This is a genomic window from Streptosporangium sp. G12 (assembly GCF_052983175.1).
This window is the reverse complement of record NZ_JBRIQO010000010.1, coordinates 99210-125185: the sequence shown is the minus strand read 5'-3', so window position 1 is coordinate 125185 and position 25976 is coordinate 99210. Positions and strand designations below refer to the sequence as shown.

The 25976-nt window shown below is 70.6% G+C and carries 23 protein-coding genes; 13 read left to right on the top strand and 10 right to left on the bottom strand.

Translation table 11 applies throughout. The annotated features are described in order from the left end of the window. Positions 1-202: 202 nt before the first annotated feature. From ACVCAG_RS17065 to ACVCAG_RS17045, 5 genes are all read left to right on the top strand, one after another. Complete coding sequence (locus tag ACVCAG_RS17065) at positions 203-913, top strand: class I SAM-dependent methyltransferase (RefSeq protein ID WP_362678365.1); 711 nt, start codon at positions 203-205, stop codon at positions 911-913. A gap of 244 nt (positions 914-1157) precedes the next feature. After that, on the top strand, positions 1158-1667 hold the full coding sequence (locus ACVCAG_RS17060; protein WP_440082798.1) for a hypothetical protein: 510 nt from the start codon (positions 1158-1160) through the stop codon (positions 1665-1667). 154 nt (positions 1668-1821) lie between these two features. After that, entirely contained in the window at positions 1822-2508 is a 687-nt protein-coding gene (locus ACVCAG_RS17055) for a response regulator (RefSeq protein ID WP_440082797.1), read from the top strand. Beyond that, the gene (locus tag ACVCAG_RS17050) at positions 2508-3917 is read left to right on the top strand and encodes an ATP-binding protein (protein WP_440082796.1); all 1410 of its coding nucleotides are present in this window, start codon (positions 2508-2510) and stop codon (positions 3915-3917) included. The genes ACVCAG_RS17055 and ACVCAG_RS17050 overlap by 1 nt, the downstream gene beginning before the upstream one ends. Positions 3918-4130: 213 nt before the next feature. After that, on the top strand, positions 4131-4322 hold the full coding sequence (locus tag ACVCAG_RS17045) for a hypothetical protein (RefSeq protein ID WP_440082795.1): 192 nt from the start codon (positions 4131-4133) through the stop codon (positions 4320-4322). Between the two features lie 171 nt (positions 4323-4493). Here the strand turns inward: ACVCAG_RS17045 and ACVCAG_RS17040 are convergent, their stop codons facing one another. The 3 genes from ACVCAG_RS17040 to ACVCAG_RS17030 form a co-directional block, all read right to left on the bottom strand. Beyond that, positions 4494-5639: an acetyl-CoA C-acetyltransferase gene (locus tag ACVCAG_RS17040; RefSeq protein ID WP_447190016.1), complete on the bottom strand. Its 1146-nt coding sequence runs from the start codon at positions 5637-5639 to the stop codon at positions 4494-4496. Positions 5640-5820: 181 nt separating this feature from the next. Beyond that, positions 5821-6648: a class F sortase gene (locus tag ACVCAG_RS17035; RefSeq protein ID WP_440082793.1), complete on the bottom strand. Its 828-nt coding sequence runs from the start codon at positions 6646-6648 to the stop codon at positions 5821-5823. Between the two features lie 13 nt (positions 6649-6661). Further along, positions 6662-7585, bottom strand: coding sequence for a hypothetical protein (locus ACVCAG_RS17030; protein WP_447190015.1), 924 nt, complete (start codon positions 7583-7585; stop codon positions 6662-6664). Positions 7586-8434: 849 nt separating this feature from the next. Between ACVCAG_RS17030 and ACVCAG_RS17025 the strand changes: the two genes are divergently transcribed. The 6 genes from ACVCAG_RS17025 to ACVCAG_RS17000 all read left to right on the top strand — a co-directional run bounded on the left by ACVCAG_RS17025 (position 8435) and on the right by ACVCAG_RS17000 (position 15740). After that, positions 8435-9109, top strand: coding sequence for a DUF2291 family protein (locus tag ACVCAG_RS17025; protein WP_440082791.1), 675 nt, complete (start codon positions 8435-8437; stop codon positions 9107-9109). Continuing rightward, positions 9106-10698 carry an ATP-binding cassette domain-containing protein gene (locus ACVCAG_RS17020; protein WP_440082790.1) on the top strand — a complete coding sequence of 531 codons (1593 nt, stop codon included), beginning with the start codon at positions 9106-9108 and terminating at the stop codon, positions 10696-10698. Before ACVCAG_RS17025 ends, ACVCAG_RS17020 begins: the two co-directional genes overlap by 4 nt. Before the next feature lie 86 nt (positions 10699-10784). Further along, entirely contained in the window at positions 10785-11807 is a 1023-nt protein-coding gene (locus ACVCAG_RS17015) for an ABC transporter permease subunit (protein ID WP_440082789.1), read from the top strand. Between the two features lie 215 nt (positions 11808-12022). Continuing rightward, positions 12023-12613, top strand: coding sequence for a 2Fe-2S iron-sulfur cluster-binding protein (locus ACVCAG_RS17010; RefSeq protein ID WP_440082788.1), 591 nt, complete (start codon positions 12023-12025; stop codon positions 12611-12613). Then, the gene (locus ACVCAG_RS17005; protein ID WP_440082787.1) at positions 12610-13641 is read left to right on the top strand and encodes an FAD binding domain-containing protein; all 1032 of its coding nucleotides are present in this window, start codon (positions 12610-12612) and stop codon (positions 13639-13641) included. Before ACVCAG_RS17010 ends, ACVCAG_RS17005 begins: the two co-directional genes overlap by 4 nt. Further along, a complete protein-coding gene (locus tag ACVCAG_RS17000) occupies positions 13638-15740 on the top strand; it encodes a xanthine dehydrogenase family protein molybdopterin-binding subunit (protein ID WP_447190014.1) in 2103 nt (700 codons plus the stop codon). Before ACVCAG_RS17005 ends, ACVCAG_RS17000 begins: the two co-directional genes overlap by 4 nt. A gap of 45 nt (positions 15741-15785) precedes the next feature. Here the strand turns inward: ACVCAG_RS17000 and ACVCAG_RS16995 are convergent, their stop codons facing one another. The 4 genes from ACVCAG_RS16995 to ACVCAG_RS16980 all read right to left on the bottom strand — a co-directional run bounded on the left by ACVCAG_RS16995 (position 15786) and on the right by ACVCAG_RS16980 (position 20419). Then, on the bottom strand, positions 15786-16847 hold the full coding sequence (locus tag ACVCAG_RS16995; protein WP_447190013.1) for a glycerophosphodiester phosphodiesterase family protein: 1062 nt from the start codon (positions 16845-16847) through the stop codon (positions 15786-15788). 611 nt (positions 16848-17458) lie between these two features. Further along, the gene (locus tag ACVCAG_RS16990) at positions 17459-17974 is read right to left on the bottom strand and encodes a hypothetical protein (RefSeq protein WP_447190012.1); all 516 of its coding nucleotides are present in this window, start codon (positions 17972-17974) and stop codon (positions 17459-17461) included. A 168-nt stretch (positions 17975-18142) separates the two neighbouring features. Beyond that, the gene (locus ACVCAG_RS16985) at positions 18143-18976 is read right to left on the bottom strand and encodes a class F sortase (RefSeq protein WP_440082783.1); all 834 of its coding nucleotides are present in this window, start codon (positions 18974-18976) and stop codon (positions 18143-18145) included. Between the two features lie 12 nt (positions 18977-18988). Continuing rightward, a complete protein-coding gene (locus ACVCAG_RS16980) occupies positions 18989-20419 on the bottom strand; it encodes a hypothetical protein (RefSeq protein WP_440082782.1) in 1431 nt (476 codons plus the stop codon). A 260-nt stretch (positions 20420-20679) separates the two neighbouring features. On the opposite strand from ACVCAG_RS16980, the gene ACVCAG_RS16975 reads away from it, so the two are divergent. Further along, positions 20680-21825 (top strand): acyl-CoA dehydrogenase family protein, encoded by a 1146-nt coding sequence (locus tag ACVCAG_RS16975; protein WP_440082781.1) that lies wholly within the window; start codon positions 20680-20682, stop codon positions 21823-21825. Between the two features lie 108 nt (positions 21826-21933). Here ACVCAG_RS16975 and ACVCAG_RS16970 read toward each other — a convergent pair whose 3' ends face one another. Then, positions 21934-22191, bottom strand: coding sequence for a hypothetical protein (locus ACVCAG_RS16970; protein WP_440082780.1), 258 nt, complete (start codon positions 22189-22191; stop codon positions 21934-21936). Between the two features lie 383 nt (positions 22192-22574). Here ACVCAG_RS16970 and ACVCAG_RS16965 point away from each other — a divergent pair, with 383 nt between their 5' ends. Then, entirely contained in the window at positions 22575-22736 is a 162-nt protein-coding gene (locus ACVCAG_RS16965; protein WP_436761249.1) for a hypothetical protein, read from the top strand. A 103-nt stretch (positions 22737-22839) separates the two neighbouring features. Here ACVCAG_RS16965 and ACVCAG_RS16960 read toward each other — a convergent pair whose 3' ends face one another. Together ACVCAG_RS16960 and ACVCAG_RS16955 are read right to left on the bottom strand one after the other, a co-directional pair. After that, a complete protein-coding gene (locus tag ACVCAG_RS16960) occupies positions 22840-23613 on the bottom strand; it encodes an alpha/beta fold hydrolase (RefSeq protein WP_440082779.1) in 774 nt (257 codons plus the stop codon). A gap of 53 nt (positions 23614-23666) precedes the next feature. Beyond that, on the bottom strand, positions 23667-25892 hold the full coding sequence (locus tag ACVCAG_RS16955; protein ID WP_440082778.1) for a SpoIIE family protein phosphatase: 2226 nt from the start codon (positions 25890-25892) through the stop codon (positions 23667-23669). Positions 25893-25976 lie beyond the last annotated feature (84 nt).

Below are 25976 nucleotides of genomic sequence, written 5' to 3'. Positions count from 1 at the left end.
GCACGGGGCGTGCCGCCCGGCGGGCCCGGCCGGTGCTCGCCGCGAAAGGGCTCGTCATGGAGGGACGGCACCGGCCGTGAAGCGTTTAAGGGGCCGCCGCGAGGGAAGCGCCACTAGACTCTGGCTGTCCCTGGTCGTGGCCTCGCCGCGGCCTTTCCGTAAGCGAGCTGGACGGAACCGCATGTCTGGGTATGACCGCGTAGTGCAACCCGCGGCCGGTGACGAGGCCCTGGAGAACCACCTGGGTGGGGACGAGGCCAAGAACTACCGGCAGTACGAGCTCGACATGGTCGCCCCGCACGTGGGCCGGTCCATGCTGGAGATCGGCTCCGGGCTCGGCCACTTCGCCGAGGCGTTCCTGCCTCGCCTCGACCGGCTGGTGGTCAGCGACTTCGACCCCTACTGCGTGGAGCAGCTGCAGAAGCGCTTCGAGGGCCGCGACGACATCGACGTGCTCCAGTTCGGCCTGCCGACCGAGATCCCGATCGGTGAGAAGGTCGACACCGTCGTGATGATGAACGTCCTGGAGCACATCGAGGACGACGTCGAGGCCCTGCGCTCCCTCGCCAAGGTCACCCTCCCCGGCGGCCGGATCGTCATCTGGGTGCCCGGCTACATGCAGCTGTACGGGGACTTCGACCGCAAGGTCGGCCACGTCACCCGCTACACCCCCGCCACCCTGCGCAGCACGGTCTCCAAGGCGGGCCTGGACATCGACGTGCTCAAGCCGATCAACTTCCTGGGCGGCATCGCCTGGTGGGCCGCCGTCCGCCGCGGAGGCGTCGGCTACCCCGACCCCCGCCTGGTCAAGATCTACGACCGCACGGTGGTGCCCCTGACCCGCCTCATCGAGCGCTTCGTCCGCCCGCCGTTCGGGCAGACCGTCTTCTGCGTCGCCCGCGTTCCCAAGTAGTCCCGGGCGAGCGCCCACGTAGCCCACAGCGCCCACAGCGCCCACAGCGCCCCCACAGTGCCCCCACAGTGACCACGGTGACCCGCGCGCGGTGCCGCTCCTTTTCAGGAGCGGCACCGCGCGCGGCCTTTTCACGGCTCCACGGCTCTCAGGGAATTCCCAGGATCCTCCTTCGAAGATCACAGCTCGGGACGATTGCCTGATCGACGTCTTCCCATCGGGAGACGTTCCCGGAAGGACCACCATGAAGAGGAAACTGGCACTCGGCGCCGCGGCCATTACGGCGTCGATCATGCTGACGGGCTCCACCGCCTGGGCGACCGGCACGACTCCCCCCGTGCCCACCGGCGTGACCGCCATCGCCGACCAGCTGCTCAAGGCCGACTCCACGCTTCGCGGGCCGCGGCTGCGCTCCCACTACAACCTGTGGGTGGTCGGCATCCACGGACGGGCCACCGTCAGGGACAAGAAGTCGACGTTCATCGACTACACCTGGCAGCGAGGTGTGATCACCGCCAAGGGTGAGAACAAGCTGACCGTCAAGAGCAAGGACGGACTCGTCTGGAACTGGAACCTCGACACGTCCACGAGGTTCCGCAGGCTCGGCGTCCGCGCCGACCTGACCAAGCTGGTCGTCGGGGACGGGGTCTTCGTGATCGGCGTCCCCACCTCGACCGACCCGACGGCCGCCGCGGTGTTCGTACCGCGTGACCGCGCCCTCCTGGACCCGCCGGTCACCACTCCGGGGAGCTGACCGGGGACTCCGGAGGCCCGGCGGAAGCTGACCGTGAAGCGGTGGGATCACCGAGATGCGCCGGAATTCCACCGCTTCGCGGCGGCCTCCAATTGAGGACTAACAGCTACGAAATAGGACGAAGTACGGATCGGTAGGCAAGAATGGGGCCTCCATGAACGAGCGCACCATCCTCGTCGTCGAGGACGACCCCAACATCCGTGACATCGTCGAGGTCGCCCTGCGCTTCCACGGCTTCGGGGTGACGGGCGTGGCGACCGGCGGGCAGGCCCTCGACGCGGTGGAGGGCGGCTCCCCCGCGCTGATCGTGCTCGACGTGATGCTTCCCGACGTCGACGGTTTCGAGGTGTGCCGGAGGATCAGGGCCGCGGGCCTGCACACCCCGGTGATCTTCCTGACGGCCAGGGACACCCCCACCGACACCGTGCGCGGCCTCACCCTGGGCGGCGACGACTACGTCACCAAGCCCTTCTCCGTGGAGGCCCTCGTCGCCCGCGTGCGGGCGGTGCTCCGCAGGACGGCCGTCTCCGACGACCTTGGCGGGACGCTCAGAGTGGCGGACCTGGAACTCGACGAGTCACGCTGGGAGGCACGGCGGGCCGGAGTCGCGCTGGACCTCTCCCCCACCGAGTTCCGGCTGCTCGCCTTCCTGATGGAACATCCCGGACTGGTCCTGACGAAGCGTCAGTTGCTGGAACACGTCTGGGGCTACGGGGGTTCGTCGCAGGTCGTCGAGACGTACATCTCCTACCTGCGCCGCAAGCTCGACCCGCTCGGCCCGCCGCTGATCCACACCCAGCGTGGAGTGGGTTACGCGCTGCGCCCGCCCCGGGGCACCTGATGTCGCTCAGGGCGCGGCTGCTCGCGGGCCTGCTCGCGGTGAGCACGGCCCTGCTGGTGATGCTGTCCATCGTGAGCGTCCTCGTCCTGCGCGGGCACCTGATGGAAAGACTCGACGGGCAGCTGCGGGCGGCCACCGCGACCGCCGCCAAGCGGATCGTCGCCGCCCCCGGCGGCCAGCTCGCGCAGACCCTGACCGGGTCCACCTACGCCGTGGCCGCGATGAACCTCAACTCGGGCCGGGCCAGGCTCGTCAACGGGGACGCGCCCGCCGCCGCGACCGTACCGCGGCTGGTGGAGAGCCTCGGTGCCGCCCGCCTGAAGGTTCAGGCCGAGAGCGGGGAGGCGTTCGTCCTCGACACGACGGGCGACCAGCGCATGATCGCGCGGGTGGCCGAGGCCAGGCAGGGCAACCGGCTGGTGGTCGTCGCCGTCCCGCTGGAGTCCGTCGAGGCCCCGATCCGGCGGCTCGTCATCGCCGAGCTGCTCACCGGCGGCGCGCTGATCCTGGTGCTGGCGCTCGCCGGCCGCGCCCTGATCACCAGGGGGCTCTCACCGCTGGCCAGGATCGCCGGGGCGGCGTACCGGATGGCCGGGGAGGGCGACCTGTCGGTCCGGATGCCCGAGGACCCCTCGGAGGTCGGGCGGATCGGCACGGCCGTGAACCTGCTGCTCGACCGGATCGCGGGGGCCTTCAGGGATCGCTGGGCGTCGGAGGAGCGCGTCCGCCGCTTCGCCGCCGACGCCTCGCACGAGCTGCGGACCCCGCTGTCCACCATCCGGGGGTACGCCGAGCTCTACCGGACCGGGGCGCTGCGCGCCGAGGACATGCCCAGGATCATGGGCAGGATCGAGGACGAGGCCACCCGGATGGGTGATCTCGTCAGCCAGATGCTCGACCTCGCCCGCCTGGACAGGAACGCCGGGCTCCAGCTCACCGAGACCGATCTGGCCTCGGTGGCGCGCGACGTGAGCGCGGACTGCACGGCCATCGAGCCGGAGTCGCCGATCGTCGTGGACGCCCCGGAGTCGCTGACCGTCACCGCCGACGAGGCGAGGATCCGGCAGATCCTCGTCAACCTCCTGGCGAACGTGCGAGCGCACACCCCCGCGGGGACGACGGCCACCGTGCGGGTCGCGCGGCGGCCGCCCGGCGGTGCGCTGATCGAGGTCTCCGACGACGGCCCCGGGATGTCCGCCGAGCAGGTGGACAGGGCCTTCGACCGCTTTCACCGGGGCGGGGAGCGGATGCCCGACGGTGCCGGGCTGGGACTGTCGATCGTCAAGGCGATCACCGACGCGCACGGCGGCGGCTGCTGGATCACCTCGGCCCCCGGAGAGGGCACCCGCGTTCACGTCGAGCTTCCCGAGCGCCCCGTTCCGGCGGGGCCGGCCGGTCTCGCCGGGTGAGCGCGGTCCGGAACCGGCGGCGAACAAATCGGTTGCACGCCTCGGTGGGCCGCCGTATGTTCGACCGCATGTGGACCAACTCCTAGGAGCCGGCGTCGATCGGTCCTCGCCGATCCGCCCGCACTCAGCCCTCTGGCCCCGTTCGTCCGACGCGGCAGCTGAGTCGTCCGACCCGGGATCTCACCGCGTCGTCACATTCTTCAAGGAGTCCATATGCGAATTCACGCTGCCCACGAACTCGCGCAGAAGCGCGGCGGGAAGTCCAGGACCGCCAAGACCCCCAAGCCCCGCACCCCGCTTCCCGAGCACGTCGTGCCCCCGGCGCCCCGGCACCTGCCGATGCCCCCGGCGCCGATGAGACCGACCCACCAGCCGCGCCGGATCCCCGGCAAGGGCGGCCGCTGACCTTCGGGCCCCTTCGCGAAGCTGACCTGCCGGCCCCGTCGCGAAAACACGGAAGGCCCCGGTCCTGGATTCCAGGACCGGGGCCTTCCCCACCTCACGGGCGCCTCACGAGCCCACCTCGCGGGCGCCCCGTGAACGCTCGGGTGCCCCGAGTGCCTCAGGGCGCCGGCGTCACAGACGCTCGATGATCGTGACGTTGGCCTGGCCGCCGCCCTCGCACATCGTCTGCAGCCCGTACCGGCCGCCGGTCCGCTCCAGCTCGTGCAGGAGCTTGGTCATCAGGATCGCGCCGGTGCCGCCCAGCGGGTGACCCAGGGCGATCGCGCCGCCGTTCGGGTTGACCTTCGCCGGGTCGGCGCCCAGGTCGTTGATCCACGCCAGCGGGACGGGGGCGAACGCCTCGTTGATCTCGGTGACGTCGATGTCGTCGATCGACAGGCCCGCCCTCTTCAGCGCCTTCTGCGTCGCCGGGATCGGCGCGGTCAGCATGTAGACCGGGTCGTCGCCGGTGAGCGCCAGGGTGACGATGCGCGCCCGGGGGGTCAGGTTGTGGTCGCGGACGGCCTGCTCGGAGGCGATCAGGATCGCTCCCGAGCCGTCGGAGATCTGCGAGGAGGTGGCGGCCGTGATCATGCCGTCGGGCTTCAGCGTCTTCAGCGACGCCATCTTCTCCAGCGTGGTGTCCGGGCGCGGGCCCTCGTCGTCCTCGACACCGTTGATCGGGGCGATCTGGTCCTTGAAATAGCCGTTCGCGACGGCCTTCGAGGCCCGCTGGTGGCTCTCGTACGCGAACCGCTCCAGCTCCTCGCGCTTGAGACCCCACTTCTCGCACATGAGCTCCGCGCCGCGGAACTGGGAGATCTCCTGCTTGCCGTACCGCTCCACCCACTTCTCCCCGAACGGGAAGGGCATGCCCTTCTCCAGGGCGGCGGTGATGCTCGACCCCATGGGGACGATGCTCATGGATTCCACCCCGGCGGCGACGACGAGGTCCTGGGTGCCGGAGAGCACCCCCTGGGCCGCGAAGTGGATCGACTGCTGGGAGGAGCCGCACTGGCGGTCGATGGTCACACCGGCGACGCTCTCCGGAAGGCCCGCCGACAGCCACGCGTTGCGCGCGATGTCCATGCTCTGCGGGCCGAACTGCATGACACAGCCCATGATCACGTCTTCGACCGCGGACGGGTCGACGCCCGTACGCTCGACGAGCGCGCCGAGGGTGTGCGCGGCCAGATCGGTGGGGTGGACGGCGGACAGACCGCCCTTCTTCTTGCCGACGGGGGTGCGGACCGCCCCGACGATGTACGCCTCTGCCACAGTGCCTCCTGCTTGCGGAACCGAGCTGCCTGCGAAACCGAGCAATGTTCGGTTATTAGGAGGTTACAACAGAACTTTCGCCCGCGCCCTGGACGGGAGCGGCGCGCACGGCGGCGAGGATGATCGCGTCTTTCCGGAGCACCGGAGGAATCCGAGACCCGGCCCGGCCCGAGCGGTCCGTTCAGGCCTTCTTCGTGCTCGTCATGGTCGCGTAGGCGATGACGTTGTCGGTGTAGTGGCCGGTCGCGCGGTTGTAGGTGCCGCCGCAGGTGATCAGGTGCAGCTGGGGGGTCGGCGACCGGCCGTACACCCGCTGGGTCGGGAACACCGACTTCTCCGCCTGCTCCAGGCCGCCCACGGTGTAGACGGCGATGATCCCGTCCTTGCGGTGCACCTCGATGACGTCGCCGTTGCGGATCTCGTCGAGACGGCTGAACACCGCGCTTCCCGAGCGCGTGTCCTTGTGCCCGAGCATGATCGCGGGACCCGCCTCGCCGGGAGTGGGTCCCGAGCGGTACCAGCCGACCAGGTTCGGGTGGCCGACCGGCGGCACCTCGATGGCGCCCTTCCTGTCGAGCCCGACGGACCTGACCGGCGCGTTGACCCCGAGCCGCGGGATGACCAGGCGCACCGGGGACGAGGGCTGCATGGCCGGGGCCGCGGGCAGGCTGGGCAGGGGCGGCGGCGCGGTCGGGGGCGCCTGGAAGTAGGGGTTCGCCGGTGCCGCCGCCAGGTCGCGGGGCGGCAGCGTGGTGCGCTGGTCGGCCAGACCGTACTCCTCGGGCGAGGCCAGCATGTAGAGCAGGCCCACCAGCACCGTGACCACCCCGGCGATCCCGGCGAGGATGAGCACCGACCGCATCATCCGGCTGCCGGGGGGCTCCTCGTACGGCGGACCGTACCCCTGGTGGGGGCCCGGCGGCGGGTACGGCGGCTGGACCGGGACCGGCCGGTAGTGCGGCGGCGGCCCCGGGGGCGGCCAGCCGCCCGGCGGCGGGGGGGTGGTCATCCGGCCACCCCGATCAGCCGCGACCGGCGGTGCGACGCCGCAGCACGAGCCCGCCGATTCCGGCGAGGGCCACCGTCAGCACACCGCTGAACATGATCATCCGAGCGTCGGGCCCGGCGTCACCGCCGCCGCCCGTGGAGGCGGCGCCCTTGGGGGTCTCGTCGATCTGCTCGTCGGAGTCGGGGTCGGGTACCGGGTCGGAGGTCTTGGTCTGGGTGACGGTGAGGGTCGGCCTGGGGGTCGCGCTGGCACTGGCACTGGCACTGGCGCTCGCACTGGCACTGGCACTGGCACTGGCGCTCGCACTGGCGCTCGCGCTGGGGCTGCCCGTCCCCACGGTCACCCGCAGCGCGGCGGGCGAGGCCTGGGCGGCCTGGGGAGGGGCGCAGTCGAGCAGCTCGGCCTCGCTCCCGGCACCCGCCGCGCCGGCCGCCAGGAGCAGGGTGAACGCGTCGGGCTGGAAGGCGACGACCCCGGTCGCGAGGGGGGTCACCGTGACGACCAGCGGAGGCGCGGTGACCGGCTGCCCGGCGACCGGGGGCGCGGCGGTGACCAGGATCGGGCGGAGCTCCGTGGGGAGCGCCAGGACTCCCGCGGGGCTGGCGCTGATCTGCATCTCCGCGTCGGCGACGAGGCTCGCGCCCGCCGGGGCCGGCGCGGACGGGGTGAGGGAGGGAAGGGCGGCCGGCGGGCTGATCTTCCAGGTCGCCACCAGGGGGGAGTTCACCACTCCCGCCGCCGGACCGGTGAGGTCCATGGTGAAGGTGTACGTCGCCGACGGTGACGGCGCACCGGCGAGCGTGCAGGTGTAGGCCACCGGTGTGGGAGCGGCGTAGATGGAGGCGAGCGCGGGAAACGCACCGAAGATGCCTGCGCCCGCCGTAGCGATCACGGCCGTCTTGACCGCGACGCGCAGCCGCGTCTTGGACTTCAGCACAGTTTCTCCTCGTTCCAGCTTGATCGGCCGGCCTCACACCGGCCGCCGAGGCTTACAGGTTGTGGTCAAGGTTCGGCATAGATCCTACGAACACAGACCGCGCCACGCGAGCAAGTCGGCTAAACGGACACAAATTCCCATCTATCCCACAGCAAACGACACCGTACATCGGTAAAGCCCGTCGTGGCGGGTCGGGCCGGACCCCGGCCGGACACGGAACGTGCGGGAGACACCTCACGGAGCCCGCCCGAGGGTCCCGCCGCCCGGGGGGACGGGCGGCCCGGGGTTGGCAATCAGCGTCCGGATATATGTAAAAAACCAGGTCAAAACTGGTGTGGCCACACTTAAAGATCACCCTACGGAAGCCCCATCGGGCAGGGTGGAACCTGCGGTGGGCCCGATTCGGACGCTCCGAATATCCGTTTGGGTTGTTGAAATATTTCATCGACACACCCACCGTGGTCATCGGCCCGTTCATCTGACCGGGGCCTCGCGTTCGCCCGCGAGGTCGCCGCGCGGGCTGGACGGCGTCCGGCGGCTCGACCGGTTCCCGTTCGGGAAGGATTCGGTGGAAGGCGTGCGAACGGGTATACGGGGCATGAAGAGCATCACCGCGCCCTCGGCCCGGTGGGCCGCGAGGATCACTTCGCCGCCCCGCGGGCGTGAGGACTCCCCGGCGGCACGCCGCGTCGTCCGAAGGGTTCCGCCGAACGCCTTCGCCGAACAGCGACGATCATCCCCGGGCTCTCCGGTAAGCCTTCCCCCGCCCGGCCGCGAGCCCCTTCCGGGGCTCTCCCCCAGCGGATGGATCAGCGATCACCTTGAGGTTTCCCCATTGGAAGGACTGAGATGAGCACGCCGGTTGCATCGCGGGCGCGCGGCGGGCAGGTGCCCCGCCGGCGGATCCCGGTGAGATGGATCGCCGTCGCCCTGGCGGTGGCACTCCTGGCGGCCATCGGGTTCAGCACTCAGTACCGCTCGGCGGAGTCCGTCGCGGCGGCGGGTCCCCGGCGTTTCGACCCGGCCGCGTACGGAGCGCGGACGTACGAGGACAAGGTCGTGCCCGCGATCGAGAGGAAGGCCGTCGAGCTGCCCGTACTGGTGAAGGCCATGAACGCCGACGTGGATGCGGCCGGGAAGCGGTACGGCGTCCGGCACGGCAACGGCCCCTACACCTTCGCGGTCGAGGGCGCCGGCACGGCCGGGACGGTGAGGTCGGGACTGATGCACGTGACCGTGCCCGGCCTTCCCCCCGACACCCGGGTCTCGCTGCAGGTCGGTCCGATCATCAACGGCACGGCACTGCGGGACGCGGTGGGGTTCATCAGCTTCGGGCAGTTCCTCGATCAGGTGGAGTACGCCAACGCCGCCACCGCGCTGAACGACCAGATGCGGGAGAAACTGCTCAAGAACCTGGACGCACCCCGGCTGGAGGGCAAGAAGATCTCCTTCGTCGGGGCCTTCAGCTTCCTCACCCCCTCCGTCGTGACCATCACCCCGGTCTCGATCAAGGAGATCGCGTGAGGACCCCGACCACCACCGTCCTGAGCGCCCGGGACGTCACCAAGGTGTACGGGAACACGCACGTGCTCCGGGACGTCGACTTCGACGTCGCCGCCGGCCGGGTGACCGCGCTGTTCGGCGAGAACGGGGCCGGCAAGTCGACCCTGATGAGGATCCTCTCCGGGATCGAGCACCCCACCACCGGCCATGTCGAGCTCGACGGGGAGCCCGTCAGGTTCGTGTCGCCCCGCGACGCCGCCGACCAGGGCGTCGCGATCGTCCACCAGGGGCTCAGCCTCTGCCCCAACCTGAGCATCCAGGACAACCTGTTCCTGGCCAGGGAGATCCGCGGGGGCCCCTGGGTGATCGACCGCTCGTCCCAGCGGGCCACCGCCGCGGCGGTCCTCCACAGCCTGGAGGAGTATCTGGATCCCGACCGGCTGGTCGGTGACCTGACTCCGGGCGAGCAGCAGATCGTCGAGATCGCGAGGGCACTCCTCCAGGAGGCGCGGGTACTGATCATGGACGAGCCCACCTCGGCGCTCACCGCCCCCGAGGTCAAGGTCCTGTTCCGGATCATCAAGGAGCTGGCCTCGAACGGCGTGGCGATCGTCTACGTCTCCACGCACCTGGAGGAGGCACTGGAGATCGCCGACGACGTCGTCGTACTGCGTGACGGGCGGCTGGTCGCCACGGCGGACGCCGACAACGTCGGCGTCCGGTGGGTCGTGGAGCGGATGACCGACCGCGACCAGGGCGACCGGTTCCCGCGCGGTACCGCGGTCGCCGGGGAGGAACTGCTGACCCTGCGCGACCTCGTGGTGGCCGACCCGGCCAACCCCGGCCGCCTCGCCGTCGACGGCCTCTCCCTGACCGTGCGGGAGGGCGAGATCGTGGGGATCTACGGGCTGACGGGCTCGGGCCGCACCGAGTTGCTGGAGGCACTCGCCGGCCGGATCCCCTCGCAGTCGGGCCGCGTCCTGCTCTCCGGCACCCCGCTGGAGCACGTGGGGATCCGCGACCGCGTCGGCCTGGGCATGATCCTGGTCCCGGGGAACCGGCGGCGCGACGGCCTCGTCCAGACGATGTCGGTCGGGGAGAACCTCTCCCTGGCCGGGCTGGGCGCGTTCGTCCGGCGGCTGCTCATCCGCCGTGACCGCGAGCGGGAAGCCGTCTGCCGGATGATCACCGACATCACCGTCGGGACGGGCGGCACGGAGGCGTCGGTCGCGTCGCTGAGCGGCGGCGACCAGCAGAAGGTGATGATCGGCAGGGCGCTGCTGACCGCCCCCCGGGTGCTCCTGCTGGACGAACCCTCGCGCGGCGTCGACGTCGGTGCCAGGACGGACATCTTCGAGCTCATCGCGGCACAGGCGGAACGCGGCCTGGCCGTCCTCTTCACCACGTCGGACGCCGAGGAGGCCCTGCGCGTCCCCGACCGCCTGCTGGTGCTCGCCCGCGGGGTCCTCGTCGGCGAGTTCCGGCGCGGCACGACGACCCGGGAGGAACTGCTGAAGGTCTCGGACGGCAGCGCCTCCACCGCCATGGACATCGACCCTGACATCGATCGGGACACCGGCACGAGCACGGACGGGGACGGTGCGGGGTGACGCCTCGGGAAACGCCCCCCGCACCGGCGCCGCCAGGTCACTCTCCGCCGGGGAAGGCCACAGCCGAGGCCCGCCGCCTCTCCCTGGTGAACAGCCTGTTCGAGCTACGGGCGCTCATCGCGCTCGTGGCCATGATCGTGGCCTTCGGCCTGCTGTCGGACACGTTCCTCTCCGCGCCGAACCTCGTCATGGTGGCCAAGCACATCGCGATCAACGCGGTGATCGCGCTCGGCGTGCTGCTGGTCGTCGTCAGGGGCGGCATCGATCTGTCGGTGGGCTCGATCGCCGGGCTCTCCGGGGTCGTCGCCGGCGAGTTGCTCGAAGGACTCGAACTCGGGTTCGCCGACGCCTTCGCCTACCCGCCCGTGTGGGGCGTGATCGTGCTCTGCGTCGCGGTCGGCATGCTCGTCGGCCTGGTGAACGGCGTCGTCATCACCCGGTTCAAGGTGCCGCCGTTCATCGCGACGTTCGGCATGCTGTACGTGGCGCGGGGAATCGCGCTGCTGATCTCCGACGGCTCGACCTATCCCAATCTGAACGGCAACCCCGAGCTGGGCAACACCGGCTTCGAGGTCCTCGGCACCGGGCGCCCGCTCGGCCTCCCGGTGGTGATCTGGATCGCGGTCCTCCTCGCCGTCGCCGTCGCGCTGGTGCTCGCCAAGACGCCGTTCGGACGGTGGCTGTACGCCGCGGGCGGCAACGAGCGGGCCGCGGAGCTCTCCGGGGTCCCGATCGACCGCGTCAGGACGGCCGTGTACGTGATCTCCGGTGGCTGCGCCGCGCTCGCGGGTCTCGTCATCGCCTCGGAGCTGGCCTCGGCGACGCCGCTGGCCGGTGAGACGTACGAGCTCAACGCGATCACCGCGGTGATCCTCGGCGGCGCCGCGCTGGGCGGGGGGCTCGGCACGGTACGAGGCGCTCTCATCGGGGCCTGTGTCGTCGGCCTTCTCGCCGAGAGCCTGGTGCTCATGGGCGTGTCGGAGTTCTGGCAGATCGTCATCAAGGGAACCGTGCTCGTTCTCGTCGTCATGCTGGACCAGGGCCGGCAGCGGTTCCGGCGGCGTGGGGCCACCGCGTCGGCGATGGCCGCCGGCAGGCGACCGGGCTGACGTGGCCGGACGGCCGCGGCAGCCGGGGACGGGCCAGGGCTCCGGCCCCGCCCCGGGGTGCCGCGGCCACCTGTTCGTACCGGGCCGGGGTGTCACCGGTCTTGGCGGCCCCTTGATTCCCCCGTGATTCTCGAAGCACCACGATTACCGCTTCTTTTGGATTTTCAGATTAATCACAAATCCCCCCATCATTGGGGAATTGACAGGATAAACGCATGGCAGTCGAAGCGTTCAGCAGCGAGATCACGCTGCGCATCAACGGTGTCGACCACTCCGTCTCCCTGGACAACCGGGTGACCCTCCTGGACGCGCTACGGGAACATCTCGGGCTGACCGGGACGAAAAAGGGATGCGACCACGGGCAGTGCGGGGCGTGCACGGTCCTGCTGGACGGCCGCCGGGTGAACAGTTGCCTGACGCTCGCGGTCATGGCCGCCGGGCAGGAGGTCGTCACCATCGAGGGGGTGGCCGGCCTGGCCGGCTCGAACGATCTGCACCCCGTCCAGCGGGCGTTCCTCGATCACGACGGCTTCCAGTGCGGCTACTGCACGCCGGGCCAGATCTGCTCGGCCATCGGCGCGCTCGACGAGGCGCAACGGGGCTGGCCGAGCAACGTCACCGAGGACGTCGCCGCGGGCGTCGCCTCCAGCGGCGCCCTGGACGCCGAGGAGGTCCGCGAACGGATGAGCGGCAACCTCTGCCGCTGCGGGGCGTACGCCGGAATCGTCGAAGCCGTCCTCGACGCGGCCGGCGGGGGAGGCCCGGACCCGGTTCTCTCCGGGTGGAATCCCGGGAGCGCGCGATGAGGCCCTTCACCTACGAGCGCGCCACCGACCCCGGCGCCGCCGCCACCGCCGTCCTCGACGGCACCGGCACGATGTTCCTGGCCGGCGGTACCAACCTCGTGGACCTGATGAAGCTCGGCGTGGTCGAGCCGGCGACGCTGGTGGACATCACCCGGCTGCCGTACGACCGGATCGAGCACCGGGCCGACGGCGGCGTGCTCATCGGCGCGATGGTGCGCAACAGCGACCTGTCCGGCGACCAGGGCATCAGGGAACGTTTTCCCGCGCTCTCCCAGGCGGTGCTGGCCGGGGCCTCCGGGCAGTTGCGGTCGATGGCCACCACCGGCGGAAACCTGCTGCAGCGCACGCGCTGCCCGTACTTCCAGGACGTCACCAAGCCGTGCAACAAGCGCGAGCCGGGTACCGGCTGCTCGGCGATCGGCGGCGACCACCGCGACCTGGGAGTGATCGGCACCTCCGTCGCGTGCGTGGCCACCAACCCCTCCGACATGGCGGTGGCGATGGCCGCCCTCGACGCCGTGGTGCACATCAGGCTCGCGGGAGGCGACGAGCGGGCGGTCCCGCTCTCCCGCTTCTACCTGCTGCCCGGCGACACTCCGGACCGGGAGACGGTGCTGGAGCCCGGTGACCTGATCACCGGGATCGAGCTGCCCCCACCCCCGGACGGCGCGGCGATGCTGTACCGCAAGGTCCGCGACCGCTGGTCCTACGCGTTCGCGGTGGTCTCGGTCGCGGCGGTGGTCGCGACGGAGGCCGACGGTTCGCTGCGGGAGATCCGGCTGGCGCTGGGCGGGGTGGCCCCCGTGCCGTGGCGGGCCCGGGAGGCCGAGAGGATGCTGGCCGGCCACCGGCCGACCAGGACGCTGCTGCTGGCGGCCGCGGATGCGGAGTTCGTGGCGGCGCGCCCCCTCCCGCGGAACGAGTTCAAGATCGGGCTGGCCGGCGACCTGATCGCGGCGAGCGTCCGAGATCTCACCGAACCGGCGGGGTCCACGGGGAACGGCTTCACTCGGGAGGAGCGGGGATGACCACTCTCGACAAGGTGGTGGGCGGGGCACCGGTCAGGATCGAGGGACGCGACAAGGTCACCGGCGTGGCCCGCTACGCGTACGAGTACCCCGTACCGGACGCCGTCTACGTCTGGCCGGTGCAGTCCACGATCGTCCGGGGGCGGGTGCGCTCCGTCGACGGCGCCGCCGCGCTGGCCCTGCCGGGGGTGATCGCCGTGCTGGACAGCGGCAACGTCTCCCGGCTGCGTCCCGTGCAGGACGCCGAGCTGGCCGTCCTGCAGTCGGCCGACGTCGCCTACCGGGGGCAGATCGTCGCGGCCGTGGTCGCGAACACCCTGGAGGGGGCCCGCGAGGCGGCGTCGGCCGTGCGCGTGGACTACGAGGAGGAGGAGTACGAGGTCGTGCTGGATCCCGGCAGCCCGCGGATCTCCTCTCCGGAGAAGGTCAACGCGGGTCTGACGGGGACGGTCGAGTGGGGTGACGCCGAGAGCGCCCTGGTGGCGGCGCCGGTCGGCGTGGACGCCGCCTACACGACCCCGCCCGAGAACGCCACCCCGATGGAGCCGCACGCCACGATCGCGTTCTGGGAGGGCGAGACCCTGACGCTCTACAACGCCGACCAGGCACCGTGGGTGTCGGCGACCGCGATCGCCCAGCTGTTCGGCCTTCCCGAGAGCGCGGTGAGCGTCGTCGCGGACCACGTCGGCGGCGGTTTCGGGTCGAAGGCGGCGACCCGCCCGCCGACCGTGCTGGCGGCGCTGGCCGCCCGCGCCGTCAGACGACCGGTCAAGGTGGCGATGACCCGGCAGCAGATGTTCGCGCTCGTCAGCTACCGGACGCCCACCGTGCAGCGCGTACGCCTGGGGGCCGAACGCGACGGCAGGCTGACCGCGGTGTGGCACGACGCGCTCCAGCAGAGCTCGAAACTCGTCGAGTACACCGAGCAGACGGTCGCGCCCAGCCGCGTCATGTACGCGACGCCCAACAGCCACACCGTCCACCGGCTCCTGCGGCTGGACGTGCCGAGCCCCTCGTGGATGCGCGCTCCCGGCGAGGCTCCGGGGATGTTCGCCCTGGAGTCGGCGATGGACGAGCTGGCGTACGCCCTCGGGATGGACCCCGTCCAGCTGCGGATCGTCAACGAGCCTTCGGCCGACCCCGAGTCGGGCCTCCCGTTCAGCAGCCGCAACCTGGTCGCCTGCCTGCGTGAGGGGGCGGCACGCTTCGGCTGGGCCGGGCGCGACCCCACGCCGGGCGTCCGCGAGGACGGCCGGTGGCTCGTCGGGACCGGCGTCGCGTCGTCGACCTACCCCGTCTACACCAGCGCGTCCACCGCGGCCGCCTATGCCGAGCCCACGGGCAGGTTCGTGGTCGAGATCGCCGCGGCCGACATCGGCACCGGCGCCCGCACCGCGCTCACCCAGGTCGCCGCCGACGAGCTCGGCGTGCCGATGGACCGGGTCACGGTCAGGGTGGGCCGCAGCGTCTTCGGCCCCGCGGCACTCGCCGGGGGGTCCATGGGCACCTCCTCCTGGAGCTGGGCGGTGAGCAAGGCCTGCCGGGCGCTGGTCAAGGATCTCGACGAGCGGTCCGGCCTGGTCCCCCCGGAGGGCCTGGGAGCACGGGCGGACACCGCCGAGGACCTCGCCGGGTGGAAGCGCTTCGCGCGCCACTCGTTCGGGGCGCAGTTCGCCGAGGTCGGGGTGAACCTCGACAGCGGGCAGGTCCGTGTCGAGCGGCTGCTGGGGGTCTTCGCGTGCGGCCGGATCATCAATGCCAGGACGGCGCGCTCGCAGTTCCTCGGCGGCATGACGATGGGGATCTCCATGGCCCTGCACGAGGCCCTGGAGCTGGACCCCCGGTTCGGCGACTTCGTCAACCACGACCTGGCCGGATACCACATCGCGGCGAACGCCGACGTGCGCGGGATCGAGGCCCACTGGATCGACGAGCAGGACGACGAGCTCAACCCGGTCGGCGCCAAGGGCATCGGCGAGGTGGGGATCGTCGGCACCGCCGCGGCGATCGCCAACGCCGTCTTCCACGCCACCGGTTTCCGGCAGCGGGACCTGCCGATCACCCTTGAGCGGGTACGGGCGGCCATGCGGACCCGATGACGGGGGGCGCGTCCGCCGGTCAGACCCGGTGCGTGCCGGTGCGCGTCAGTCTCTGGTGCGAAGCTGGTCCCGTACGGCGCGGGCCAGGCCGGGGTCGTCGGCGATCACCCCGTCCACTTTGAGCCTGCACAGGCGCTTCAGCCACCTCCTCACCTCTTCGGTGGCGCGCCCGCCGGAGGTGTCGCCCCTGAGTTCCGCCCGGAGCCGCGCGGCGAGCTTGCGAACCGTCGTGGCGTGGACCAGGAGCCCTTCTTCCTGGGCGTTCCTGACCAGCGCGACAGGCGACACCGGCCTGCCGTCGATACCTCCGGGATCACCGGGACCGATCCGCTTGGTGACCACCCCGATGCCGTCGGCATACTCGGCGACCTCCCGCAGCCCCTCCGGGGTGACCATGTCGTCATAGGTGAGCGGGTCACCGGCGCTCGCGAGGTCGTACGGGGCGCCGGTGGCGCCGACGAACTGGATGAGCCGCAGCCGCGTGAGGGGACGCAACCGCTTGAGGTTCCCGGTCTCGAAGGACTGGATGAAGGCCGGGTCCCGCTCGTCGTCCCATCCGTACCGCGCGAAGGTCTCCAGCAACGGCTCCTCGAGCGGCAGCCCGATCGAGGCGAAGTAGGAGGGGAACTTGGTCTCGGCGTAGACGCCCACCCCGTGCTTCTGCGCGAGCTGGACCACCTCGTCGAGCGTCGGGATGCGCTCCGTCCCGTCGTACGCGGTGTTGTCCCGCCGCTCCTTGGGGAAGCGTTCCCTGGCGCGGAGGGTACGCAGCTCCTCCAGGGTGAAGTCCTCGGTGAACCAGCCGGTGTGCCGGATGCCGTTGATGACCTTGGACGTCCTGCGGTCGGCGAACTCGGGATGTCTGGCGATGTCGGTGGTCGCCGAGAGCTCGTTCTCGTGCCGGGCGACCAGCACGTGGTCCTTGGTCGAGACGAGATCGGGCTCGATGTAGTCGGTGCCCATCGAGATGGCGACCGTGTACGCGAGAAGCGTGTGCTCGGGACGGAACGCGCTGGCTCCACGGTGTGCGATGACGATCGGCGTGACCTCGTGGCGGCCGAAATGCCTGGCCTCCGGGTTCGCGGCATGCCCGGCCGCGGAACTCACGGACCGTCCGTCCGTGGAGCTCGCGGGCCGCTCGGCCGTCGAGGCAGCGGATCGTTCGTCCGCGGGGCTCGCGGATCGCGTGCCCGTCGAATCAGCGTGGTGGAGGACACCGATCGCGGCGATCCCTACGAATACGGCCAGCACACCGGCCCGCGCCTTGCTCACCTGTGTACACCCCTCGCTCTGGTTCAGCGGGGGAGACACATTCGCATAAACGGCTATACCCGGACCGGACATGCGATTAACGATCAGAAGCGATTCTGACTGAGATAAGACCACATGACCGTCTCCTGAGGTATTTCCCCGGATGTGTCCCAGTCTTGTCGGCCACAAAAAAAGAGTGAGCGACCAATCGCTCACTCCTCGGTGCGGGAAGGGGAAACCCGGGTCAACAGACGGTCACGCGTCCCTGTTCCCGGACCTGGCCCCGGCCTCACATCCCCGCATCGGCCTCAGGCGGCGATCCGGCACCGTCCGGGCCCCGTCCGGGCCCCGGACGGCGAACCGGTGGCTCACGGGCCCCGAGCCCGGACGGCGAACCGGCCCTCCACCCGCCCCGACCGCCGAACGGGCACCGTACCGGCTCCCGGCGACGGGCGGGTGTCCTCGCGTCACCGCCCGCGCCCGCCCCGTCCTTCACTCGACCAGCCGTTTCCGTGCCGGTGTCCCCGCCGGTATCCGTACCCGTGACGACGGCGCCGCTCGCCCTGCCTGGCCCACGCCGGCCGCGCGAACTCCCGATCCCTGTCGCGCCCGAATTCCCGGTCCCTATGGCGCCCGAACCCCCGGTCCCCGTCGCGCCCGAACCCCCATCTCTCGCCGCGCTCGCGCCCCGGATCCCCCCGTCCGGCCGCCCTGGCCCGGTGCCGTCCGCCGTCCGAATATCTCGGCCGCCCGAAGCCCCAGTTCCCCTTGCGCTCGATGCTCGTCCTCGATCGCTCGGCCGTCCGTCCCCCGTTGCCCCAGTTCTTGGTCGTCCAGCCCCCGGCGTGCTTCGGCGTCGAGTGCGCGGGACGCTTGGCACCCCAGCCCGTGGATCGCTCGTTTCCCGACTTCGGGTGCTGGACCGCGCCGAGAGCGGCCACCCCTATGAGTACGGCCACGACCCCGGCTCGCACGATGCTCACCTGGACACACCCCCGCCTTCTGATCATTCGGGGGGTCGTCTCCTGTTGTACGACTTCCTACCCGGATCACCGGGGAGGCTAACGACCGGCGACGGGCGGCGAAGGGGCCGTGACCTGCCGGTTCGGCGAGCACCGCGCCCGGCTCTCGGGCCGTGCGGTACGGCGCGGTCAGGCTCGACGGGTCTTCGACAGGGTCGCGTAGACGATGATGTTGTCGGTGTAGTGACCGGTCCTGCTGTTGTAGACACCACCGCAGGTGATCAGCCGCAGGGTCGCCTCACCGGTGTTGCCGTAGACCCGCTTCGACGGGAAGGCCGCCTTGCTGACCTGTTCCACCCCGTCGACCGTGAACTCCGCGAGGCTTCCGTCGGAACGGGAGACCTTGATCTTGTCTCCGCGCTTGACCTCCTTCAGCCGGCTGAAGACGGCGGCGCCTTTCTTGGTGTTCACATGCCCGAGCACCACCGAGGGCCCCTGCTGCCCGGGAATCGGGCCGTGCTTGTACCAGCCCGCCTGGTTGGGCCTGCTCAGCGGAGGCGTCTGGATCTCCCGCTTGGAGTCGACGCTGAGCGCCATCAGCGGGGCCAGCACGCCGATCTTCGGGATGGCCAGCCGCCGGGGCTTCACACCGTCGCTCTTCAACGGCTCCGGAGGCATGACCACCGGCAGCGGCGGCGCCGCCGTGGGCGCGGCGGCCGTCAGAGGGGCGTCGAGCCCGCCCGGCCCCACGGAGGACGGCGTCACTCCCGCCGGCTGCTGGCCGGCGGCCGGGACCTCCTGGATCTGGATGTTGCTGTCCGCCGCCTGCGGCACGGGCGGGCCGTACGGCTCCTCCTCCAGCGCCGGAGTCAGGTACGCGAGCAGACCCGCCATGATCGCGGCCACCCCGCCGAGCGACCCGGCCACGAGGAGCCCGGCCATCAGCATGCTCCCCTTGGGCTTGGGAGCCGGACCCCGGCCCTGGTAGGGGTCGGGACCGCCCTGCACGGGTCCTTGATACATCCGGCGCCTCCTTCAGCTGTCCCTCTGGCCGCGCGCGTGTGCCGCCCGCCGCCTCATCAAGACCACACCGCCCAGTGCGCTTCCCGTCACCATCGCCGTGCCCGCGCCGAGAAGCCCCAGCCCGGAGCCTCCCCCCGGAGCCTCACCGGTCTGCGCCCCGCCGCTGGGGGTGATGATCACCTGTGGCGCGGTGGGGGTCGGCCTGGTGGGGGTGACGGTGGCGGTCACGGTCAGGGTCGGCTTGGGCGTCGAGGTCGTCGTGCTCCTGGTGGTGCTGTTCGTCCCGCCGTTCTGGTTGCCGTTCTGGTCGCCGTTCGAGCTCGGGGTGACCGTGGGGGTAGGTGTGATCGTGGGAGTGAAGGTGGGGGTGATCGTGGGTGTGACGGAGGGGTCCGAGGTCACGGTGATCGTCGGGCTGGGCGAAGAGGATCCGCCCGGCTCGGAGATCGTGACGTCCACCGAGACCGGCGCGCTGACGAGCGTGCAGGTCGCCCGGTAATCGGCCGGCGGATTCGCCAGCTCCCTCGTGATCACCCGGAAGGCGTCAATGTGTGCGGGCTTGCCGCCATCCATGTTCGTGACGCGGAGGGTGTACTTGCCGTACTTAAGACCGTTGAACCTCCACAGCGTGACCCCACCCTCGTGCGCGGCGTTCGTCGTCGTGCCGTCGGCGTTCTTCGAGGCGTCGACGAAGGACGGCGTGGCGTCCACACCGTCGATCTTGAACCCGACCCTCCCCGCGTCCTTGCTGCGCCGGGCGATGTACTCGACCCCGGTGCCGGTGAACGTGAAGTCGGCGTAGGAGCCCCCCGTGGTCGTACGGTGGAGGTCGCGGCCGTAGTCGCCGATGCTCAGCGGCTCGTTGATCACGGGTTCCCAGTCGCTGTTCGCGTGGTATGTCACCTGGGGGTCGTCGTTGTTGACCACGACCTCACCGGCCGGAGGCATGAAGTCGACGAACAGCCTCCGGGGGCTGACCTTGAGCGTGCCCGCCCTGTCGGTGTGGGCGGAGTCGGAGATCCCGTCGGGAAGCTTCAGGATCTTTCCCGGCTGCAGCTTGCCCGGCTGGTCGACGGAGCCCTTCGGCTGGAGGACGCCGACCCAGCTCCCGGAGACCTGCACGTTCCCGGTGACGAAGACCTTGCCCCCGGGGCCGAAGTAGCCCGGAGAGCCGAACCTTGCCGGGTCGCCGTTCTTGTAGTTGAGGGCCCAGCCGATGTTGAGCGGCTCCCCGACCGTGAGCGTGGTGGGAATCGACACCTTGGTCCGAAGGTTCACCACGCTGCTTCCCAGGGCGATCCCGCCCGTACAGCTGTAGTCGACCACGAGTTCGGCATTGCTGGCACCGGACGCACCGGTGGGCAGCGCGACCAGCGCGCCGCCGACAAGGCACAGGGCCGAAACCGCGAGAGACCTACGGAGCCCAGATCGCCACCGAACCACCACACACTCCGATCACGAAGGCTGCCGTCAACGGGCATACCCATAGCACACCGAGGGTAGATCGTACGGTTTCTACCATCTTCGCCGCAGCGAGATCGCGGGTGGATCCGAAGACCGTGGCGCACTTGTGATCTGGATGTACCTCTTCATACCTCCACACATCGCACGAACGCGCCGGGTCCGGGTGTACCTGCTGGTAACAGAATCGTATTCTGTGTCACGAGCCGTCATGAGCCGTCGCGAGTCCTAGGAGGCACACCATGCAGCGAGACCTCTTCGAGGAGGAGCACCAGCTCTTCCGGGAGACCGTGCGCGAGTTCCTGGCCCGCGAGGTGGCGCCCCACCACGACCAGTGGGAGAAGGACGGCATCGTCCCCCGCGAGGTGTGGAAGAAGGCCGGAGAGATCGGGATGTTCGGCTTCGGGGTGCCCGAGGAGTTCGGCGGAGCCGGAATCACGGACTTCCGCTACAACGCGGTGATCGTCGAGGAGGTCATCGCGATCGGCGCGTCCGGCCTGGGCTACTCGCTGCACAACGACGTGATGGCGCCGTACTTCGTGGACCTCACCAACGACGAGCAGAAGGCCCGCTGGCTGCCCGGGTTCACCTCCGGCGAGCTGATCACGGCCGTCGCGATGAGCGAGCCCGGCGCGGGCAGCGACCTGCAGGGCATCAGGACGACCGCCGTGCGCGACGGCGACCACTACGTGGTCAACGGCCAGAAGACCTTCATCACCAACGGCATCAACTCCGACCTGGTCGTCACGGTCGCGAAGACCGACCCGGCGGCGGGCGCCCGGGGCATCTCGCTGCTCGTCGTCGAACGGGGCATGGAGGGCTTCACCCGGGGTCGCAACCTGGAGAAGATCGGCATGCACGCCCAGGACACGGCGGAGCTGTTCTTCGACAACGTCAGGGTCCCCGCGGCCAACCTGCTGGGCCCCGAGGAGGGGCAGGGCTTCTTCCAGCTCATGGCCAACCTGCCGCAGGAACGCCTGTCGATCGCGGTGATGGCCGTGGCGGCGGCGGAGACGGTCCTGCGGACGACCATCGAGTACTGCAAGAGCCGCACCGCCTTCGGCCGGAACATCGGCAGCTTCCAGAACACCCGGTTCGTGCTGGCCGAGCTGGACACCGAGGTGGACATCGCCCGCCTCTACGTGGACAGGTGCATCCTGGCCCTCAACGCCGGGGAGCTCACCGCCGTGGACGCCGCCAAGGCGAAGTGGTGGACCACGGAGCTGCAGACCAAGGTCATCGACCGCTGTCTCCAGCTGCACGGCGGCTACGGCTACATGATGGAGTACCCGGTGGCCAAGGCCTGGGTCGACAGCCGCGTCCAGACCATCTACGGCGGCACCACCGAGATCATGAAGGAGATCATCGGCCGCTCCTTCGGTTTCTGAGAAGCACACCTGCTTCCGGGGACACGCAGCGGCTCCGGGACGCCCCAGCGGGGAAACCGCCGTCCACGCACCCGCGGGACGGCGGTTACCGGTGATCGGCCGGGGTCGTCACCTCTCGCTGATGTCCTCGATCTGGACGGCCACCCCGTCCTTGATCGTCACCTTGGCGAAGAAGGCGCCCCCCTTCTTGATCGCCTTCTGCAACTGCTCCACCGAGCAGCTGTACGGGGCGTTCCCCTCCTTGCAGACCAGCCCCCGCGCGTCGCGGACGACCGTGTACGGCAGCAGGAGGGCTTTCACCTCCTGGTCACTCTCGGAGGTCACGGTGATCCCGTCCACCCCGCGCAGGGCGATCTTCCCGTTCACCGCGGTATCAATTCCCCGGCCCCCGGGAATGCTCGTGGACGGCGACGCCGTGACGAGCGCGTCGACGTCCACGGACGCGGAAACGGACGCGGACGGAGAGGGCGAAGAGGACGCGGAGGAAGACGGGGAGAGGGTGACGGACGGGGTGGCGGTCACCGTAACGGTGGCGACGGCCGGCGTGCCGGACGCCCCGGGCGCGGCACTCCCGCCCGAACATGCGGAGAGGCCTGCGCCCAGAACTGCCACCAGCAGGGCACGCGTTACCTTCGATGTTCTGTTCACGAAAGGTAACGATCCCATGGGTTGGGGATTGCGGTTACCGGCCGCACAGGCGGCTCCGCCGACGCATACTGGTCAGCGGAGACTCCCCCGAGGTGGTGACGATGGACAGCGGGCTGATTCTGCTGATCTTCCTGGCGTTCCTGTTCGCCTGGGGCCTGAACCGGGTGCGCCGCGCCCTCCGGTTCGGCCCGGTCGCCTACCTCGGCGTCATGGTCGCGTTCGTCATCGCGATGCTCGCCATCTGGGGACAGACCATCCGCTGACTCCTTCCGCCGGGCCCGGACGTCCTGAAGACGAAGCACCGCCGAGCCGGCCACTCCGAGCCGGCCACCCCCGGATGCCCGTCCCCGGGACCGTACGACGCCCCTACCGGGACGCCTCCAGCAGCACGCTCGTGACCAGCTCCGGGTCGTCGGTCATCGGCAGATGCCCGCAGCCCTTGAGCAGCTTCACCCGCTGCCCCGACCACCTGGCCGCCCGGATGGCCTGCCGGCGCGGGAGCAGCCGGTCGTGCTCGCCCCAGGCGATCGTGACCGGCGCCTTCGGCGGCGCGGGAGGCATCAGCCCCGCGAACGAGGCGAGGGTCTCGTCGAAACCGGAGGAGTCCCCGAGCGACTGGAGGGCGGCGAGCAGCGCCTCGGGCGTGAGCCTCACCGGATGGGCGACCAGGACGCCGGCGCAGAGGATGCGGCCCAGCGGATCTTCCGCGAGGGCTGCGGCCCGTCCGGGGGGAAGACGGCGAGCGGAGACCCTGATGGCACGGAGGACGGCCCGCGTGTACGCGAGCTCGCTGCGGTTCCAGAATCCGGCGGGAGAGAGCGCGGTGGCCGAGCGGACCACCCCGCGCGAGGCCAGTTCGAGGGCGACGTAACCACCCAGGGAGCTGCCCGCCACGTGAGGGTCGCGCAGGCCGAGCACCGCGAAGAAGGACTCGATCGCGTCGGCCAGGCTTTCTGCCGTGTACGGCGTGCCGGGCGGCAGCGGCGGCGAGACGCCGAACCCCGGGAAGTCGACGGCGATCACGTCCCGCTCGGCGGCGATCCTGTCGAGCACTGGCAGCCATGCCTGCCAGTGATGCCCGATCCCGTGCAGCAGGACCAGCGGGGAACCCGTCCCTCGCCGTTCGAACGCCAGCTCCATACCCCCGAGTCAACCACCGATCGGGGAGGTGTTCCAGCTCTGCCGCGTCTGGTTCAGCGTGACCTGGTGGGGATCTCGAACCAGACTGCCTTGCCCTCCTTGGTGGGGCGGGAACCCCAGCGCTTGGCGAGCTGGTCGACGAGGTAGAGACCGCGTCCGCCCTCGTCGTTCTCCCCCGCGCTGCGGATGCGCGGCAGCCGGAGATCCTGGTCGAAGACCTCGACCCAGACGGACTCCCTGCCCCGGCGGAGCCTGAGCGTGAACTCCTTCTCGTTGACGATCTCGTCTTCGAAGCCGGGGACGTCCCAGGACTCGTCGAACGGCAGCGGAGGGCCGTCCATCGTCAGCTCCCTGCGCGGGATGCTGGCGCTGGCGGCGTGCAGCACGACGTTGGTGACGACCTCGGAGACCAGCAGGCAGGCGAGCTCGGCGCGCTCCTCGGGGACGTTCCAGCCGACGAACGCCTCCGACGCCATCCGGCGCGCCTCCCCGACCATGATCGGCTGGGCGGGAAAGGTGCGCTCCTCGACGGCGAGGTCCTCGGAGGCGGACCTGAGCACGAGGATGGCCATGTCGTCGTCGATCTCGCCGGGCACCGCGACGGTGGCGGCGTCGGCGAGGCGCTCGACGGAGGCGTCACTGATCTCGATGAGCTTGCCGCAGAGCTGCGCCAGCGTCTCCTCGACGTTGGGCGGCCTGCCGTCGGCGTCGCGGATGGGGCGACGGTCGACGAGCCCGTCGGTGTAGAGGAGCAACGCGGCCCCGGGGGGCAGCGTCCGCGTCTCCTCCTTGTAGACCAGGTCGGCGTGCATGCCCTTGGCCCGCACCCCCAGAGGCTGGCCGACCTCGTGGATGTCGAGCTCGGTACAGGTGTCGCCGATGAGCAGCAGCGGAGGCGCGTGACCGGCGTTGGCGAACGACAACTGCCGCGACCAGGCGTCGTACACCAGGTACTGGCAGGTGACGATGGGCGGGACGCTGATGTCGGTGCCGCTCTCGTCCTGCTCGGGGGTGGCGATGATGCGTGTCCACTCGTCGAGCCTGGCGAGGATCTCCGCGGGCGGCTTGTCGTCCTGGGCGAAGGCCCGCAGGGCCGCCCGCAGCTGCCCCATGACCGCCGCGGCCTTGGCTCCCCTGCCCTCGACGTCGCCGATGACGATGCCGACCCGGCCCGCCGACAGCGGGATGACGTCGTACCAGTCACCGCCGACCTGGGTCTGGATGCCCTGCCCGTGGCTGGCCAGGGGGGCGGCCGGGTAGTAGCGGACCGCGATGTCCAGCCCGTCGAGCTGCGGCAGCGCGCGGGGCAGCAGGTGCTTCTGGAAGGACTCCGCGGTGTGCCGCTCCTCCTCGAACAGCAGGGCGTTGTCGACGGCGAGCGCGACCCGGGTGGCGATGGCCCCCACGAAGTCGCGGTCGAAGGCGTCGTAGTGCGGGCTGCGCCGGTCTGTCAGGTTGGACAGCCCCAGGTACATCAGCCCGAGGGTCTCGCCGCGCACGCACAGCGGCGCCACGATGGCCGAGGTCATGCCGATCTCGGCGGCCAGGCGGGTGTTGGCCTCGCCCGGGCTGGGGTAGTTGGTCTGGGAGAAGTCCTCGACGAGGATCGTCTCCTGGCGGCGCAGCGCGATCTCGGCGTAGTGCCCCACCGGGTAGCGGATCTCCGCCCCGAGCGGCGCCCAGGTGTTGGGCGGCGGGCTCCAGCCCTGGACGTGGGTGGAGACCCTGCGGGTCAGCCGTCCCTCCTCCATCAGCTCGATGAAGCAGTGGTCGGCGAACTGCGGGACGAGCATCTCGGCGACGCGCTTGAGCGTCTCCTCGACGTAGAGCGATCCGGCGAGGCGCTCGCCGATCCGCTCCAGCAGGCCGAAGCGGTCCTTCTCCCGCTCGTTGCTGCGCATCGCCTCGCGGGCGGTGATGACGATGCCCGTCACCGCTCCCGAGGGGTGCCGCAGCGGCACGGCCTGTGCCCGTACGTAGATGATCGTGCCGTCCCCGCGCCTGACGTCGAACGTGCCCTCCCAGACGCCGCCCTTGAGGACGTGCTTGGAGAGCTCGACGGCGAGCGGGTGATCCTTCTCCATGATGCCCAGGGAGAGGGACTGGTCACGGGGCCCTGATGTGCCGGGGCGCCCGAACAGCCTTTCCGCGAACGGGTTCCAGTAGAGAAGGTTGCTGAACCTGTCGGTGACGACCACCGCCATCTCAGCGTGATCCAGGACGGAGCCGGCCGTAAGGTGATCAGCGGCGTCCTGGGAAACATCCCCCCACCGCTTCATCCGGTGACCGCCCGTCGTGGGCGGGTGTGTGCAAAGCGAACCACGGTTGCTCCTGCAGTCTCGGCCTGGGAGCGGAGGGACTCC

Bases quoted from the DNA above. Each gene is read 5' to 3' on its own strand.
- ACVCAG_RS17035 (WP_440082793.1), bottom strand. From the start codon at position 6,648: ATGACCACCCCCCCGCCGCCGGGCGGCTGGCCGCCCCCGGGGCCGCCG.
- ACVCAG_RS17000 (WP_447190014.1), top strand. From the start codon at position 13,638: ATGACCACTCTCGACAAGGTGGTGGGCGGGGCACCGGTCAGGATCGAG.
- ACVCAG_RS16960 (WP_440082779.1), bottom strand. From the start codon at position 23,613: ATGGAGCTGGCGTTCGAACGGCGAGGGACGGGTTCCCCGCTGGTCCTG.
- ACVCAG_RS17005 (WP_440082787.1), top strand. From the start codon at position 12,610: ATGAGGCCCTTCACCTACGAGCGCGCCACCGACCCCGGCGCCGCCGCC.
- ACVCAG_RS17055 (WP_440082797.1), top strand. From the start codon at position 1,822: ATGAACGAGCGCACCATCCTCGTCGTCGAGGACGACCCCAACATCCGT.
- ACVCAG_RS16985 (WP_440082783.1), bottom strand. From the start codon at position 18,976: ATGTATCAAGGACCCGTGCAGGGCGGTCCCGACCCCTACCAGGGCCGG.
- ACVCAG_RS17050 (WP_440082796.1), top strand. From the start codon at position 2,508: ATGTCGCTCAGGGCGCGGCTGCTCGCGGGCCTGCTCGCGGTGAGCACG.
- ACVCAG_RS16965 (WP_436761249.1), top strand. From the start codon at position 22,575: ATGGACAGCGGGCTGATTCTGCTGATCTTCCTGGCGTTCCTGTTCGCC.
- ACVCAG_RS16975 (WP_440082781.1), top strand. From the start codon at position 20,680: ATGCAGCGAGACCTCTTCGAGGAGGAGCACCAGCTCTTCCGGGAGACC.
- ACVCAG_RS17025 (WP_440082791.1), top strand. From the start codon at position 8,435: ATGAGCACGCCGGTTGCATCGCGGGCGCGCGGCGGGCAGGTGCCCCGC.
- ACVCAG_RS17060 (WP_440082798.1), top strand. From the start codon at position 1,158: ATGAAGAGGAAACTGGCACTCGGCGCCGCGGCCATTACGGCGTCGATC.
- ACVCAG_RS17010 (WP_440082788.1), top strand. From the start codon at position 12,023: ATGGCAGTCGAAGCGTTCAGCAGCGAGATCACGCTGCGCATCAACGGT.
- ACVCAG_RS16955 (WP_440082778.1), bottom strand. From the start codon at position 25,892: ATGAAGCGGTGGGGGGATGTTTCCCAGGACGCCGCTGATCACCTTACG.
- ACVCAG_RS17045 (WP_440082795.1), top strand. From the start codon at position 4,131: ATGCGAATTCACGCTGCCCACGAACTCGCGCAGAAGCGCGGCGGGAAG.